This window comes from Desulfosporosinus shakirovi (genome assembly GCF_020595055.1).
GTDB lineage: Bacteria > Bacillota > Desulfitobacteriia > Desulfitobacteriales > Desulfitobacteriaceae > Desulfosporosinus > Desulfosporosinus shakirovi.
This window is the reverse complement of the sequence record NZ_JAJDOO010000016.1, coordinates 15,103-29,741: the sequence shown is the minus strand read 5'-3', so window position 1 is coordinate 29,741 and position 14,639 is coordinate 15,103. Positions and strand designations below refer to the sequence as shown.

14 protein-coding genes are annotated in these 14,639 nt (G+C 42.1%); all 14 read left to right on the top strand.

Translation table 11 applies throughout. The features are described from left to right. Nucleotides 1-10 precede the first annotated feature (10 nt). Nucleotides 11-952, top strand: coding sequence for a peptidylprolyl isomerase (locus tag LJE72_RS14600; RefSeq protein ID WP_396391167.1), 942 nt, complete (start codon nucleotides 11-13; stop codon nucleotides 950-952). Nucleotides 953-1,116: 164 nt separating this feature from the next. Then, on the top strand, nucleotides 1,117-1,677 hold the full coding sequence (gene spoVT / locus LJE72_RS14595) for a stage V sporulation protein T (RefSeq protein ID WP_073026892.1): 561 nt from the start codon (nucleotides 1,117-1,119) through the stop codon (nucleotides 1,675-1,677). Nucleotides 1,678-1,953: 276 nt separating this feature from the next. Next, nucleotides 1,954-3,408, top strand: a complete 1,455-nt coding sequence (locus tag LJE72_RS14590; protein WP_229248423.1) for a bifunctional methyltransferase/pyrophosphohydrolase YabN — start codon at nucleotides 1,954-1,956, stop codon at nucleotides 3,406-3,408. Between the two features lie 84 nt (nucleotides 3,409-3,492). Beyond that, nucleotides 3,493-3,768 (top strand): HU family DNA-binding protein, encoded by a 276-nt coding sequence (locus LJE72_RS14585; protein WP_045574054.1) that lies wholly within the window; start codon nucleotides 3,493-3,495, stop codon nucleotides 3,766-3,768. A gap of 97 nt (nucleotides 3,769-3,865) precedes the next feature. Next, nucleotides 3,866-4,129: an RNA-binding S4 domain-containing protein gene (locus LJE72_RS14580; RefSeq protein ID WP_229248422.1), complete on the top strand. Its 264-nt coding sequence runs from the start codon at nucleotides 3,866-3,868 to the stop codon at nucleotides 4,127-4,129. Between the two features lie 321 nt (nucleotides 4,130-4,450). Next, complete coding sequence (gene yabP, locus LJE72_RS14575) at nucleotides 4,451-4,729, top strand: sporulation protein YabP (RefSeq protein WP_229248421.1); 279 nt, start codon at nucleotides 4,451-4,453, stop codon at nucleotides 4,727-4,729. A 55-nt stretch (nucleotides 4,730-4,784) separates the two neighbouring features. Then, nucleotides 4,785-5,291, top strand: coding sequence for a spore cortex biosynthesis protein YabQ (gene yabQ, locus LJE72_RS26770; protein ID WP_396391165.1), 507 nt, complete (start codon nucleotides 4,785-4,787; stop codon nucleotides 5,289-5,291). Nucleotides 5,292-5,438: 147 nt separating this feature from the next. Next, nucleotides 5,439-5,681, top strand: coding sequence for a sigma factor-like helix-turn-helix DNA-binding protein (locus LJE72_RS14565; RefSeq protein ID WP_073026887.1), 243 nt, complete (start codon nucleotides 5,439-5,441; stop codon nucleotides 5,679-5,681). Further along, entirely contained in the window at nucleotides 5,656-5,967 is a 312-nt protein-coding gene (locus LJE72_RS14560) for an FtsB family cell division protein (RefSeq protein WP_229248418.1), read from the top strand. The genes LJE72_RS14565 and LJE72_RS14560 overlap by 26 nt, the downstream gene beginning before the upstream one ends. 100 nt (nucleotides 5,968-6,067) lie before the next feature. Further along, the gene (locus tag LJE72_RS14555; protein WP_073026884.1) at nucleotides 6,068-6,457 is read left to right on the top strand and encodes a S1 RNA-binding domain-containing protein; all 390 of its coding nucleotides are present in this window, start codon (nucleotides 6,068-6,070) and stop codon (nucleotides 6,455-6,457) included. A 205-nt stretch (nucleotides 6,458-6,662) separates the two neighbouring features. Continuing rightward, a complete protein-coding gene (locus tag LJE72_RS14550; RefSeq protein WP_229248416.1) occupies nucleotides 6,663-8,747 on the top strand; it encodes a SpoIIE family protein phosphatase in 2,085 nt (694 codons plus the stop codon). A 345-nt stretch (nucleotides 8,748-9,092) separates the two neighbouring features. Then, complete coding sequence (locus LJE72_RS14545) at nucleotides 9,093-10,853, top strand: formate--tetrahydrofolate ligase (protein WP_229248414.1); 1,761 nt, start codon at nucleotides 9,093-9,095, stop codon at nucleotides 10,851-10,853. 289 nt (nucleotides 10,854-11,142) lie between these two features. Continuing rightward, entirely contained in the window at nucleotides 11,143-12,600 is a 1,458-nt protein-coding gene (tilS, locus tag LJE72_RS14540) for a tRNA lysidine(34) synthetase TilS (protein ID WP_229248412.1), read from the top strand. Between the two features lie 77 nt (nucleotides 12,601-12,677). Next, nucleotides 12,678-14,627, top strand: a complete 1,950-nt coding sequence (gene ftsH, locus LJE72_RS14535; RefSeq protein ID WP_282437911.1) for an ATP-dependent zinc metalloprotease FtsH — start codon at nucleotides 12,678-12,680, stop codon at nucleotides 14,625-14,627. Nucleotides 14,628-14,639: the final 12 nt, after the last annotated feature.

The following is a 14,639-nucleotide window of genomic DNA, read 5'->3' as shown; positions in this document are numbered from 1 at the left end:
TGTGTCTATATTGAAAAAGTCCCGCGTGGGGTTAATTTACGGAGTCCTGGCGTTGATGTTTGTGACCACGGGGTGCTCTTCGCTGGTTGGCGGTAAATGGGCTGTTAAAGTTAACGAAAGTTCAATCTTAGTAAAAGATTATGATGCCCGCGTTACTGAAGCACAAAAAACTTATGAAAAACAAGGTATGAAATTTGACACTGATCAAGGAAAGCAAGCATTGCCTCAAATTAAAAACCAATTATTAGATCGTATGATAGAAGGGGAACTGATTGCTCAAGAGGTTAAGAAGCTTGGACTTGATCCAGAGGATGCCAAAGTAAAAGAGCAAGAAGATATTATTAAAAAGAATATGGGTGATGAAACAACATTTCAAGATACACTGGTACAGCAGGGTATGACAGAACCTGAATTAAGGAATTTTTTGGCAGTATACGAGAAGGTCACCAGTGACAACAAGGTGAGCGATGATGATATAAAGAATTTTTATGAACAGAATATTTCGTATTACAGTCAGCCCGAAAGTGTAAAAGCACGGCATATTTTGGTTAAAACTGAAGATGAAGCTAAGGCAATTATTGCGCAACTTAGCACGGGAGTTAATTTCGAACAACTTGCGAAAGAAAAGTCCATTGAGCCCGGGGCAAACGAGTCTGGCGGAGATCTGGGAACGTTTACTAAAGGGAAAATGGTTCCTGAATTTGAAACTGCAGCCTTTGCTCAAGAAGTGGGTACCTTTTCGACAGCTCCAGTAAAAACAGAATTTGGTTATCATGTTATCAAGGTTGAAGCTCACACACAGGCATCATCACCAGACTTCGCGAAGGTGAAAGATCAAGTGGGGCAAGACGCATTAAATCAGGCAAAAGACACCAAGTTTCAGACATATTTTGATGACCTTCGTAAAAATGCAAAAATAGAGTATTCTCAAGGATATAAGCCAGAAAGTTAATAAAACGAGCGTAAGAGGGTATTTAGAAAATGCCCTCTTATATTTTACCTTGGAAAATAATGAATAATTGGCAATCTCTAGATATATACTATCATTGAATTTAGCTCACAAAAGGACAAGACGAAATATGTTTTCGGGAACGACAAAAGGAGGAATGTACGTCTATGAAAGCAACAGGTATAGTAAGAAGAATTGATGACCTCGGTCGTGTCGTTATTCCAAAAGAAATTCGTCGGACTCTTCGTATTCGAGAAGGAGATCCGTTAGAGATTTTCGTAGATCGGGAAGGGGAAGTAATATTAAAGAAATATTCTCCTATCCGTGAATTGGGAGAGTTTGCTAAGGAATATGCTGATTCTTTATTCGAAGCTACTGGGCATATTACTTGTATCGCAGACAGAGATACGATCATTGCAGTCGCGGGTGCGTCAAAGAAAGAGTATCTAAATAAAGCGATAGGACCAGCTATTGAACAAGCTATGGAAGAAAGAAAAACTATTCAAATAGGCGTTGCAGGAGAACATACCTCCTGTAAAAGTTGCCCTGAAAATGAGGATGAAGATTGTAAGGTTACCAGTGAAGTTGTTGCACCGATTATTTCACAAGGAGATCCAATAGGTGCAGTGATCCTAATGTCCAAAGATTTAAATATGAAGATGGGTGAATTGGAGGTCAAGTTAGTTGAAACTGCTGCAGGTTTCTTAGCAAAGCAGATGGAACAATAAATGTTAGCAAAACAATACATAATAAAGCGGTCCTGCCGCTTTATTTTTTATACTCGATCGTCGGGCCGCCTTGCCATCGACGGCAGTACTCTAATCTCGAATGTCCTGTTTGAGTCATGGCCAGCGCATACGTACATTTAAGACGTCTCCTGCCCTTAAGACCTTGGCGCTTGTCGAGTTTTCTTTGTACCGATCAGACCCGCATGTCTCAGCCACTCTTCCTTTCTATACCCGTTAGGCAGTTTGTGGTAAACTATTTTAGGAGGTGATACCTAAATGTCTGCGTGTCTTCATGTAATTGGGTTAGGTCCTGCCGGCATAGACCAGCTAACCCTTGGAAATTATCGACGTATATGCAGTGCAAAGAGAATCTTTGCGCGCACAGCCCAGCATCCTTGCGTTCAAGAATTAATGGCTGAGGGTGTAAGTGTCGAATCATTTGATGAAATCTATGCTACAGAAGCTTCCTTTGAGGCGGTATATGAAAAGATCACAGAGCAATTGCGTAAAGAATTAAAAAAGAGGGCTGAGGTCATCTATACAGTACCGGGTCATCCCATGGTTGCAGAAAGGACTGTACAACTTATTGCGGAAAGACTTGCTCCAGAATATAACGTTGTGATTCATCCAGCGATGAGCTTTGTGGATGAGATTTTCAGAGTCTTGAAGTTCGACCCTATCGATGGAGTGTCAATACGAAACTATGATGACCTCAAAGATGTTGAACTAACAGGGCGGGGATGGCTTGTTATTCCTCAAGTTTATAATAAGTTAATCGCCTCAGAGGTCAAATTAGATCTTATGAATGCCTATCCAGATGATGCATGGGTATATGTAGTCCAGGCTTTAGGCACTAAATTAGAACACGTGGACAAGCTTCCGCTTTACGAGATGGACCATGGAGACTTCGATCATTTAACAACGATTGTTTTGCCTCCCAACTCAGAGGTTGTTTCTTTTTATAAGTTGGTCAAAGTTATGAGGACCTTGCGTGCAGAAGGAGGGTGTGCATGGGATAGAGAACAAACACATGATACGTTAAAGCAATATCTGATTGAAGAAAGCTATGAAGTTCTTGAAGCAATAGAAAAAAAAGATATGTATAATTTGTGTGAAGAGTTGGGAGACTTATTATTGCAAGTAGTTTTTCATGCTCAGATCGCCACTGAGGCCAGTATTTTTGAACTCCAAGATGTATTGCGCGGGGTTATTCAAAAAATGATTCGCAGGCATCCTCATGTTTTCGGAGAAGAGCAGGCTGAAACAGCAGATGATGTCATCCTTACTTGGGATAGAATTAAGCTGAAAGAGAAGGAGAGCGATAAGAGAAGAGACTTCTTTAATGATCCCAAGGGGTTGCCGTCACTCATGTGGGCCGCGTCAACTCAACGCAGAGTTGCCAAGGCAGGGTTTGACTGGTCCGATATCGAGGGTCCTTGGGGTAAGGTTAAAGAGGAATTACAAGAGCTGGAGAGTGCTTTAACTGATGGGATTGGGATTCAGGAAGAATTAGGTGATTTATTGTTCTCCATCGTTAATCTCTCTAGATTTTTAAAGCTTGATACTGAAGGGGTTTTGAGGGACACTGTACATAAGTTTCAGAAACGTTTCCTAAAAATGGTTGAATTGAGCGAGAAGAATGATGTGGATTTTGGGCAACTATCCCTTGATGAAATGGATATTTTTTGGGAAAAAGCAAAATCCCAAGAAAAAAGTGGCAATAAGGTGTAATATAATCTAAAAAAAGCAGGAGATTGGTTATTTATCGCGAAATATAATTTACGTAGTAGATCAGTTATTTAGGAGGGACTCATTTTGAATAAGGCTGAATTAGTTAGCGCAGTTGCGGAGAAGGCCGACATGTCCAAGAAGGATGCTGAAAAAGCAGTAAAAGCTGTTTTTGAAGTGATCGAGGAATCGTTGGCACAAAGTGAAAAAGTCCAACTAGTTGGTTTTGGGACATTCGAAGTTAAAGATCGTGCAGCACGGACTGGAAGAAACCCACAAACGAAGGAAGAAATCCAAATTCCTGCGGCTAAGGTACCCGGCTTTAAGGCAGGTAAAGCTCTCAAGGACGCGGTACAAAAATGAGTCTTCGGACTGGTGATAAAGTCAGGTTCCATTTCTGGAACCTGACTTTATATATCCGTGAAAGTTTAACTATTTGAGATTTTAAGGCGGGGTTGGTATGCGAATTGATAAATATTTAAAAGTATCTCGACTCATTAAGCGTCGAACGGTTGCTAAAGATGTTTGTGTGGGAGAAAAAATTTCAATTAACGGAAAAGTCGCTAAACCCTCAGCAGATGTCAAGCCAGGGGACCGTATCACTCTGGAGTTTGCCAATCGTGTGATTGAAGTCCAAGTGCTATCGACTCCGAACAGTATAAAAGCTAACGAAGCGCAGACACTCTACGAATTGATTCGAGATGAACGAAAGACAGAGTCTTAAATGAAAGACTCTGTCTTTTTTATATACCTGGGTTTCACCAAAATTAAGTTGAGGATCGTGCACATTTTCTGAATTGCTTTTCTCTAGATGTACACTGCAGCCCAGTATCATTGCGTGAGGCGCAAACAATGCCTCAGTGACCTTGACTCACGAACTGTTAAGATTACCCTGTCCAGAGGGAGGAACTAAGCTTAGAGAGCGGGTTTCAACTGAAATCGGTACGTACTCTGAGTACGCTCTAAGAAACTGACTCCCAAGATGTCTAAAGTATAGGCCAGCTGAATAGGGTTATATGAAGAAAAAGAGTTAGGGGGATGGGGCATGGTCGATAAAGTTGCCAAGGGACATCGCCTTGTCATGCAGAATCGGGAACTTGTTGAATTGACAGGGATACTAAAAGTTCAGTCCTTTGACCCCAAGGAAATTGTTCTGGAAACAGAACTTGGGATATTGAGTGTCAAAGGAGATCAGTTAGGCATTAAATTGCTCAATCTTGAGGAAGGTTTAGTGGATCTTCAAGGGTCAGTTGGTGCTTTGATTTATCACCGAAGTTCTAGCAATGTTGCGCGTCGAGGATTTTTGAACCGTGTGTTTCGTTGAAAAGCGAACGATTCCTCCATAGCTTGAAGAATGGAGAAAGAGAGGAGGAAGAACAATCTCAGAATTCGAGACTTTCTTTTGGGTAATCCTCGCTGGAGCAACCGTCGGTTTGGTTTTTGACTTATACCGCTCTTTTCGTCGCTGGCAAGACTTTGGACAAATTTTAACCTTTATAGGGGATGTGATTTTCTCTTTAATTTCCATAGTAATTCTTTTTTGCTTTTTTGAAAGAGCTAACGCGCTAGACTTCCGCTTTTACATTATTTGGGGAAGTCTGCTGGGCTTAGGGCTGTATCTGAAAATATTTAGTAATTTTACGTTACGTGCTTGTTTCGGATTCTACAGACTGATATCCTTTCTTGCAAAACTTATTCACAGAAGCATCAAGATTCCAATTAGGGGTTTGGTAATTATAATGAGACCCCCTTATGCAATATTGCACTGGTTGAGTTTGCTTCTTTATAGAATTGGAGAAGTTATTCTTCTTAAGCGAGCCAGACGTATTAAAAGAAGGCTCACAGATTGGTGGAAGGGGCTTCTACCACCAAGAACGAATGGTTAAAATTTCCCAGAGGTCTTGATTCCTTAATACTGAGTGCTATAATGGAATTACCCGTTGGTTTGTAAACGGTTTGTAAACAGATTGTAGGTGATCTGTCCACAATCTATCCACAATTTGTGGATAACTTTTAAGCAAGGGCGTGCCACAGTGCAACTAGAAATTCGAGGCTTGGAAAAACTTAGTTTTCGGGAACGCCAAGCAGTGATTCTCAAAGAAAGTGGAAAGTCGCTGGAAGACATCGCAAAACGGCTTCATCTCAGTCAGAGTTCGGTCGCGACGCTATTAACCCGCGCAAGAAGTAAAGGATATGAAATTGTCTGTATCATTCCGGGCGGGGAACTTGGTATAGGAGGAGAGGAATTGGATGAAGAGGGCTCGTCTGAAGAGTAACCCAAAAAATCGCCAAAGGGTCCGAATTCGTCGCAGTTCTATTCTTGTTTTGGCGGTGCTCATGGCGATAGTTGGGAGCTCAGCTTGGCAGATATGGAAACTCCGAACTCGGGTTGAGGATCAACTAGCTCAATTGAATCAAGAAAAGACCAAATTACTTCAACAGGAAAAGATTCTTAATGATGAGATTACTCGGTTGAATACACCAAGTTACATCGAACAGTTAGCCCGAGAACAGCTAGGTCTTGTTAAACAAGGCGAAATTCTCATTTCTCCCAAGAATTAGTACGCCACATTAGTCTTATTAACCTTGACAGGCATGAAATGTACTGCATATAATATAGAGTAAGTATAGATAGATCATCACAAGGAGGAGTTTGCTTCGTATGGCCATTGACGTTGGCAGTATTGTTGAGGGTGTCGTAACAGGGATCACGAACTTTGGGGCATTTATTGAATTACCGGATAGAATCACCGGACTTGTACATATCTCGGAAGTCGCTGATGCCTATGTCAAGGACGTTCGAGATTACTTAAAGGAACAAGATCATGTAAAAGTTAAGGTCATTCACGTTGATGAAAAGGGAAAAATTGGACTCTCAATTAAACAAGCAAATCCCCCTGTTCGCAATGTGAGTCGTGAACGCCGTCTTCCGCCAACAGTGTCCTTTGAGGATAAATTGGCTAAGTTTATAAAAGACAGTGATGAACGTCAGACTGAATTCCGTCGGGCCACAGACTCTAAACGTGGAGGCAGAGGATCAAGCAGATACTAGAACATAACCGCCGGAAAGGCGGTTTTTTTATTTTAAAAAATAAAAATGCTGGTATATTTATCAGGCACATAGTGTTATAGCAAGATTTTAGTGAGATTTACTGTGAACAACGTCGAAAGTTGCTGTGCTTTATTGACTTTACTAGACAAGCTTTGCCAATAATTTGCGCTATAATGTTTCCAATAAATGGTTAAGAGGTGACGTTATGGCAGAATGGGCAACATTAAAACTGGATCAAGGTCTGCGAAGCAGAATTTCAATTGAAAGTGCGTTTCTTCCGTTGATACTGGGGGGAGTGTTGGCGAGAGGAAGCATATTTGGGTTACATCCCTTTGGGGTGGCGTTCGGAGCAGCCTTGATACTGAGAGGAGAAAAAGGGTTTCCTTTTGGTTTGCTGGGTATTCTAATGGGTATGATTTCATTGAACGACATATCTTTCACTTTACAGGGTGTGGTTATGTTAGCCACTTTAATGGTGATTGTGCCTTCTTTGCGTAAAAAGAAGCATCAGGGGATTTATTTAGTTTCCTTAACGACTTTGATGACAGTCCTAGTTCCTTCTCTTTCTATTAGCTTCGCAAATCCTGATCTATATGCCTTTCTTATAGTTGTACTTCAGGGGATAATTTCTGGAGGATGCTCAATTATTTTTTGGTTTGCTTTATGTCATCAGGAGCCCATTTGGAGTGGGGAGTTCCAGAATGAACAAGGGATTGCTTGGCTGTTCATCCTTATTGGTGTAATTAGCGGTCTTCAAGGGGTTCAGGTTATGGGCATCAATTTCCCAATCGTCCTATTGAGTTTCTTTACGTTATTTGTATCAGAACGTTACGGAGCAGGGACGGCTGCGGGTGTAGGAGCATTACTTGGTTTTATGCCTCAATTATCGGTAAATACTCAGAATCTCATAGATGCTGGAATATACGGATTAGCCGGTTTTTGCACGGGGGCTTTTCGGCGGTTAGGTAAATTGGGAATCGGGACCGCTTTTATTTCGGTGATGCTGATACTTACCGTCTTTTTACGGCAGGAGGCAATATATTCGCAGCTCATTTCCTCTACAGTGGGTCTTTTCCTCTTTTTAATATGGCCAGGAGCAACCCCGGAAAAAGATTTCTTAAAACCTAAGGTAATTCCAGAGGTTGAGACCACGGTTTCCAAAGTCAAAGCATTGTCAGAGATTTTTGATCAAATAGCCTTAAGTTATCAAGCTGCAGAGGTAGAATCATTTGAGATGCGTCCAGAAGTTCCGGAATTAATGAATGTTCTGGTTGAGCGTGTATGCCATTCTTGCCCAACAATGGATGTATGTTGGAACCGAGAGTTTTATAAAACATACCATATTTTCTTCGAACTTTTTGGATTGGTCGAAAAGCAAACAGACGTAAAGTTACAGGCCTTACCCATTGAATGGAAACGTCATTGCGGGAGATTAAAAGAGATGCTATTGGGAGTGCAGTTTATTATTGAGCAAGAGAAGAACCAAGAAACATGGCGTCGCCGCTTGCTTCTGAATCAAGAAGCATTGTCTCGCCAATTTCTAAATGTTTCGCAAGTCATAGGAAACCTAGCCAAAGAACTTCATACACAGCATAACTGGGAAGTAGTGAAACCATCAAATTTAGCCCGTCGTCGTCGTTTTTTTCTTGATGTGGGGATAACGACATTTACGAAAACCGGAAATGGAATGAGCGGAGATAATTATGCTTCTATTGCTTATTCCACTAAGGAACATGCCTTTGTTTTAAGTGATGGTATGGGTGTTGGGGAAAATGCAGCCAAAATGAGCGCGACGGCATTAACCCTCCTTGAGCAACTCCTGACAACAGGGTTTAAACCTGAAGGTGCAATCCAAGCCCTGAATTCGATTTTGGTATTGCGTTCTCCCGAAGAAAGTTTCGTTACAATTGATATGGCAATTCTTGATTTAGAGTCCACTAACTTAAAGTTAATTAAAGTGGGGGCTTCTCCCTCCTATTTAATTGGTCAGGATGGAGTGAAAGTTATTGAATCTTCAAGCCTTCCTGCCGGAATTTTGAACCAGATTGACATTCCTGTCATTGAATTGGAAATGCAGAGCGGGGAAGCCTTAGTTTTATTAACGGATGGGGTTCAAGATGTTTTGAAGGAAGGAACGGATTGGATCAAAGACTATTTAGAGAAAACGCCCTTAGATAAATCTCAAAAAATTGCAGATCTAATTGGACAGGAAGCCCGTCGTTTAGGTGGAAGGACTTTAGATGATGATGGAATAGTTTTGGTCATTCGAAAAAACTTTTGGAATCAATAATTGCGGAAAAATTTTATGGTGTGGGGAAACTTGCCAGAAAAGATTAGGTTTGAAGAAGGATATCAGAAATGCGTGTCGAATCAAACTATTGTAATCAAATCTGAAAAAGCCCAGCACCGGGAGTTTGTTAAACCGAAAATTCCAAAAAGTTAAGTTTGGGAAATACTAACCTCGGGCGTATTTTTTATATTACAAATACGTTTGTGGATATACTAATCACGTTTGATTAGTAATGTTGAGGTATAAGACCTACGCTTTAATAATAGTTTAACTAATGGTGCGGGTAAGCTTTCCATTTCTAAGTTTAAGGGAAAGTAGAAATTTAATTAAGGGAGCGGATTTAAAATGGCTTGGGATGCAACCAAACTTAAGGACTGGCAAATCGCCGAAGAGGCCGAAAAAAACATGCCTACTGTGGAACAATTAATCGAAACGTTGTCACTCAGAAAAGAAGAAATAATCCCATATGGAAAAACACCGAAAGTAGACTTCCTGAAAATGATGGAGCGCCTTGGAAATAAACCCGATGGTAAATATATTGAAGTAACCGCTATTACTCCAACGCCGCTCGGTGAAGGAAAAACTACGACGACTCTGGGTCTCATCGAAGGACTTGCTAAGAGAGGCAAGAACGTTGGTGGCGCAGTTCGGCAACCGTCCGGTGGCCCAACGATGAATATTAAGGGTACCGCTGCCGGTGGCGGAAATGCTCTCTTGATTCCTATGACTGAGTTTTCCCTAGGACTCACCGGGGATATAAATGATATCATGAATGCCCATAATCTTTGCATGGTCGCCCTTAATGCTAGGATGCAGCATGAAGCAAATTATACGGATGAAGAGCTTGCTAAGCGTGGCTTGAAACGCTTGGACATCGATCCTAAGAATGTTGAAATGGGCTGGGTAATAGATTATGCAGCTCAAGGTCTGAGAAATATTATCATTGGTATTGGCGGAAAAAAAGATGGATTCCAAATGACATCTAAATTCGGGATTGCCGTTGGATCAGAGTTAATGGCAATTTTGGCTGTCGCTAAAGATCTTCCGGATCTCAGGGAACGGATTGGCAAAATTATCGTTGCTTATAGTAAAACCGGTCAACCTGTTACCTCTAAGGACTTAGAAGTCGATGGTGCAATGACTGCTTGGATGCGTAACACGATTAATCCAACAATTTGTTACACAGCTGAAGGTCAACCTGTCATGGTTCATGCTGGTCCATTTGCTAATATTGCTATTGGGCAATCATCGATTATTGCGGATCGGGTTGGTCTCAAAATGTTTGATTATCATGTTACGGAAAGCGGATTCGCAGCAGATATCGGATTTGAAAAGTTCTGGAATGTTAAAGCTCGTTTGGGCGGTTTAAAACCGGATGTTTCCGTTCTCGTAGCAACTATCCGTGCTCTAAAAATGCATGGCGGCGGACCTGCAGTCGTACCTGGGCGTCCATTACCTGAAGAGTACACCCAAGAAAATCTTGAACTGGTTGAAAAGGGTTGCGCTAACCTGCTTCACCATCTTGGAATTATTAAAAAGTCAGGAATTGTTCCAGTTGTCTGCATTAACGGTTTCTACACAGATACTCAAGCAGAAATTGACTTGATTAAGAAAATTGTCAGGGCTGCAGGAGCCCGTTGTGCTCATTCTGATCACTGGCTCAGCGGTGGAGATGGTGCTTTAGAATTAGCAGATACTGTTATGGATGCTTGCACAGAAGAATCTCAATTCAAATGCCTATATCCATTGGAAATGCCGTTGCGTGAACGCGTTGAGCTTATCGCTAAAGAAGTTTACGGGGCAGATGGCGTAGATTGGTCACCTGAGGCAGAAGCTAAGGCTAAGAGATTTGAATCAGATCCATATTATGCTGATTTCTCTACCATGATGGTTAAAACCCATTTGAGTTTGTCCCATGATCCCACTCTGAAAGGTGTGCCAACAGGCTGGAGATTGCCGATCCGTGATATCTTAGTATATGGCGGAGCGAAATTCCTTTGCCCAATGGCCGGAACAATCAGTTTGATGCCTGGAACAAGTTCAGACCCCGCTTACAGAAGAATTGACGTTGATACCAAGACGGGTAAAGTGAGCGGATTGTTCTAAAATGAATTGAAACTTGATTACGGAATATAAGGTTTAGGCCCTGAGCAATCAGGGTCTTTTCAATTCTTCCAAATCTAAACCAGCAAAAAGGAGTGTTTGTTTTTGGATAAAGTGATAAACTAGTTGAGTTAGCAGGTTTGAAACGAGTTATTTCAGTTGAAGATATAACTATTGACGCATAAATGTATGCATTAGCATGCTCTAATTTAGAATATCTTTGTTTGAGTCATAGCCAGCCATCAGTGTAACTAAGGAGACCGCCTGCAACCCATCTGAAAGGGGGCGCAAGATGTACGAGAAATTGCGCAAATTCATATTGCCTCAATTAATTCCTTCTGAATCTAGAGTTATGGTTGCAGTATCCGGAGGACCCGACTCAATGGCATTAAGTCATATTTTTTGGAGGTATGTACAAGAGGAGAGTTGGAGAGGAATTTCGCTAGTATTAACCCATGTCCATCACGGGGTTCGAAAAGAGTCGGATGAAGAAGCAGACTTAGTTCGCCAGATGGCTAAGAAGTGGAATGTGCCTTGTATAATACATTGTTTTGATGCTAAGCAATACGCTAAAAGTACGGGCCAATCCTTCCAAGAAGCTGCGAGGGAATGGCGCTACTCTCGCTGGAAAGAAGATATGGCAAAGGAAGGGTGCTCGCTTCTAGCCACGGCTCATCACCTAGGAGACCAAGCAGAGACCATTCTTTTCAGGTTGCTTAGAGGAAGCGGGACAGCGGGTTTAGCGGGAATGTATCCTAGCAAAGGCTCAATTATTCGCCCTTTGTTAACCTTTACAAAAGCAGATATATTACATTATTGTGAGAGTGAATCAGTTCCATATGCTCTTGATCGCTCAAATGAAGAACCAGTTTATGTACGCAACCGAATTCGCTTAGAGTTGTTACCAGAATTGGAGAGGAGCTACAATTCTCGAATTCAGGAAGCCTTGGGACGAACAGGAGAACTTTTGCGTTGGGATGAAGAATATTTTGACCAGCAGGTGGAGGCCGCCTGGAAACGGTATCGCTATAAAGATTTTGAGGGAACGATCTGCTTAAGCCTTGACGTTTTCAAGGAGCCCGCTGCAATTCTTTCTCGTCTGTTGCGTAAGGCGGCTATGCAGGTCACCCAAGAACCCCGTGGACTGGGTTTTGCCTATGTTGCAAAGATTATGTCCTCTCAGGGTAAGCTCGGTTGGGTTCAGGATTTGCCAGGTTTGAGGGTTAGGATCTCAGAAGTGGGGTTGAGGTTTAGCCCTTCGCATATCAATAGCAGACAAAACGACGGGTTAATGGATGCTTTAAGCGAACAGCAGGGATTAAACTCAGAGATACCTTTAGTCATGGGGCAATGGACTAAAGTTTCCAACTTAAAAATGGCAATTGGCCTATTTAAAGAATGGAATCGTTCTACGCCAAATTACAGTGATAGATGTGAGAACAAGATAGCGGTTTTCAGCCGCGGCCTATTGACTCGCACTTCTGAGCAATCCTTGGTATGCCGTGTAAGGCGAGAAGGGGATAAAATGTGGTTTAAGGGTGTAGGACATAAGCCTCTTAAAAAGATTTTTCAGGAAGCAAAAGTAGCCGATAAAGAGAGAAACAGCGTGCCTTTGATCGCCATAGGGACAGAGGTTCTATGGATTCCCGGGGTTCGCCAAAGTGGACTGTATAATGGCGATTATGATGACGAAAAAATGTATTGTATTCTCATACCACTGAGAGGGTGTTCTAATTTGAATTCATTGTAAAACGCAATACCCCATGGTATAATATGAAGAATTGCTTCTTGGTGAAGCAACTTCCTAACTAGAGAGGAGGACCATATTTGAAGGTCTTTAAGAATGCGGCAATTTATATACTAATAATTCTCATGGCGATAATGCTGATAAAGTGGTCGACCCCTCCCGTTAGTAAAGAGATTGGTTTAGATTATAACGCTTTTAAAAAGGCAGTAGTAGCGGATCAGGTTAAAAGTGTTGTTGCTGTTGTTGAAAACAATTCGACTAAATATTCCGTCACAATGAAGGATGATGAAAAACACGAGGTGATTGGACTTGCCTCAGACCCACAACTTACCACAGATTTATCTGCACACGTTCCGTCTTTTGTCATAGAACAGCCTCCAAAGACACCGTGGTGGGTAGGACTGCTAACCACAATGTTGCCTATTATTGTCATCGTTGGTTTGTTCTTCTTTATGATGCAACAAAGCCAGGGTGGTGGAAACCGAGTCATGCAATTCGGAAAAAGCAAAGCACGCTTGGTTGGGGAAGATAAGAAAAAAGTGACATTTGCAGATGTCGCAGGTGCTGATGAGGTTAAAGAGGAACTTCAAGAAGTAGTTGAATTTTTGAAGATGCCGAAGAAGTTTCATGAATTAGGGGCCAAGATCCCTACGGGTGTACTGCTGTTCGGACCTCCTGGAACAGGCAAGACTTTGCTTGCACGCGCTGTCTCTGGAGAAGCAGGCGTGCCATTCTTTAGCATCAGTGGCTCAGACTTTGTGGAAATGTTCGTAGGGGTTGGGGCTTCTCGAGTTCGGGATTTGTTTGAACAGGCCAAGAAAAATGCTCCTTGCATTGTATTTATTGACGAGATTGATGCTGTTGGACGGCAACGGGGAGCAGGCTTAGGCGGTGGACATGATGAGCGGGAACAGACTCTTAACCAGCTTCTTGTAGAAATGGATGGATTTAATGGCAATGATGGAGTTATCATCATTGCGGCTACAAATAGAGCGGATGTACTTGATCCAGCACTCTTGCGTCCGGGCCGTTTTGACCGGCAAGTAATTGTCGATGTTCCGGATGTCAGAGGACGTGAAGAGATCCTTAAAGTCCATGCTAAAGGTAAGCCGATGAAGGAGGATGTTGACCTTCAGGTTATTGCTCGTCAAACCTCAGGCTTTACTGGGGCGGACTTAGCAAATCTGTTAAATGAAGCTGCACTTCTTTCTGCTCGCCGTAGCGAAACCCAAATTAAACAGCAATCGGTGGAAGATTCTATAGAGCGAGTTATTGCAGGGCCTGAGAAGAAGAGTCGCGTAATAAGTCCATTTGAGAGGAAATTGGTTTCCTATCATGAAGCAGGTCACGCTTTGTTAGGAGAGCTCCTCACTCATACGGATCCCTTACACAAGGTTTCCATTATCCCGCGTGGACGGGCAGGAGGCTATACCCTTCTTCTTCCGAAAGAAGACCGTAATTATATGACTAAATCCCAACTGCTGGACCAAGTAGTTATGTTACTTGGTGGACGCGTCTCTGAAGCGGTGGTACTTCATGAAATTAGTACAGGTGCATCTAATGACTTAGAGCGGGCCACGGGAATTATTCGGAAAATGATTACTGAACTGGGCATGTCCGAAGAGTTAGGTCCACTAACCTTTGGGCACAAAGAAGAGCAAGTCTTCCTGGGCAGAGATATTTCGCGAGATCGCAGTTACAGTGATGCTGTAGCATATTCGATTGATAAAGAGGCTCGGCGCATTATCGATGGTTGCTATCAGAAGGCTCAAGATCTGATTGAGCAAAATATCGAAAAACTGCATGCCATTGCTGAAGCATTAATGGAGAAAGAAACCCTTGATGTCAAAGATTTCGCAGCACTGATGGCTAAATTTGATCCTAATCCTGAGGCAGGCAAACAAGCCGAAGGCACGGTAACTTTGGAAAAGGCTGTTGAAGGTCCATTAGATAGTACAGAAACTAAAACTAAGCAAGATACTGAGTTGACTGGCCAAATAATGGAAAAAGAGTTGGATAAAATTCAATAGTTTAGAAAGAGT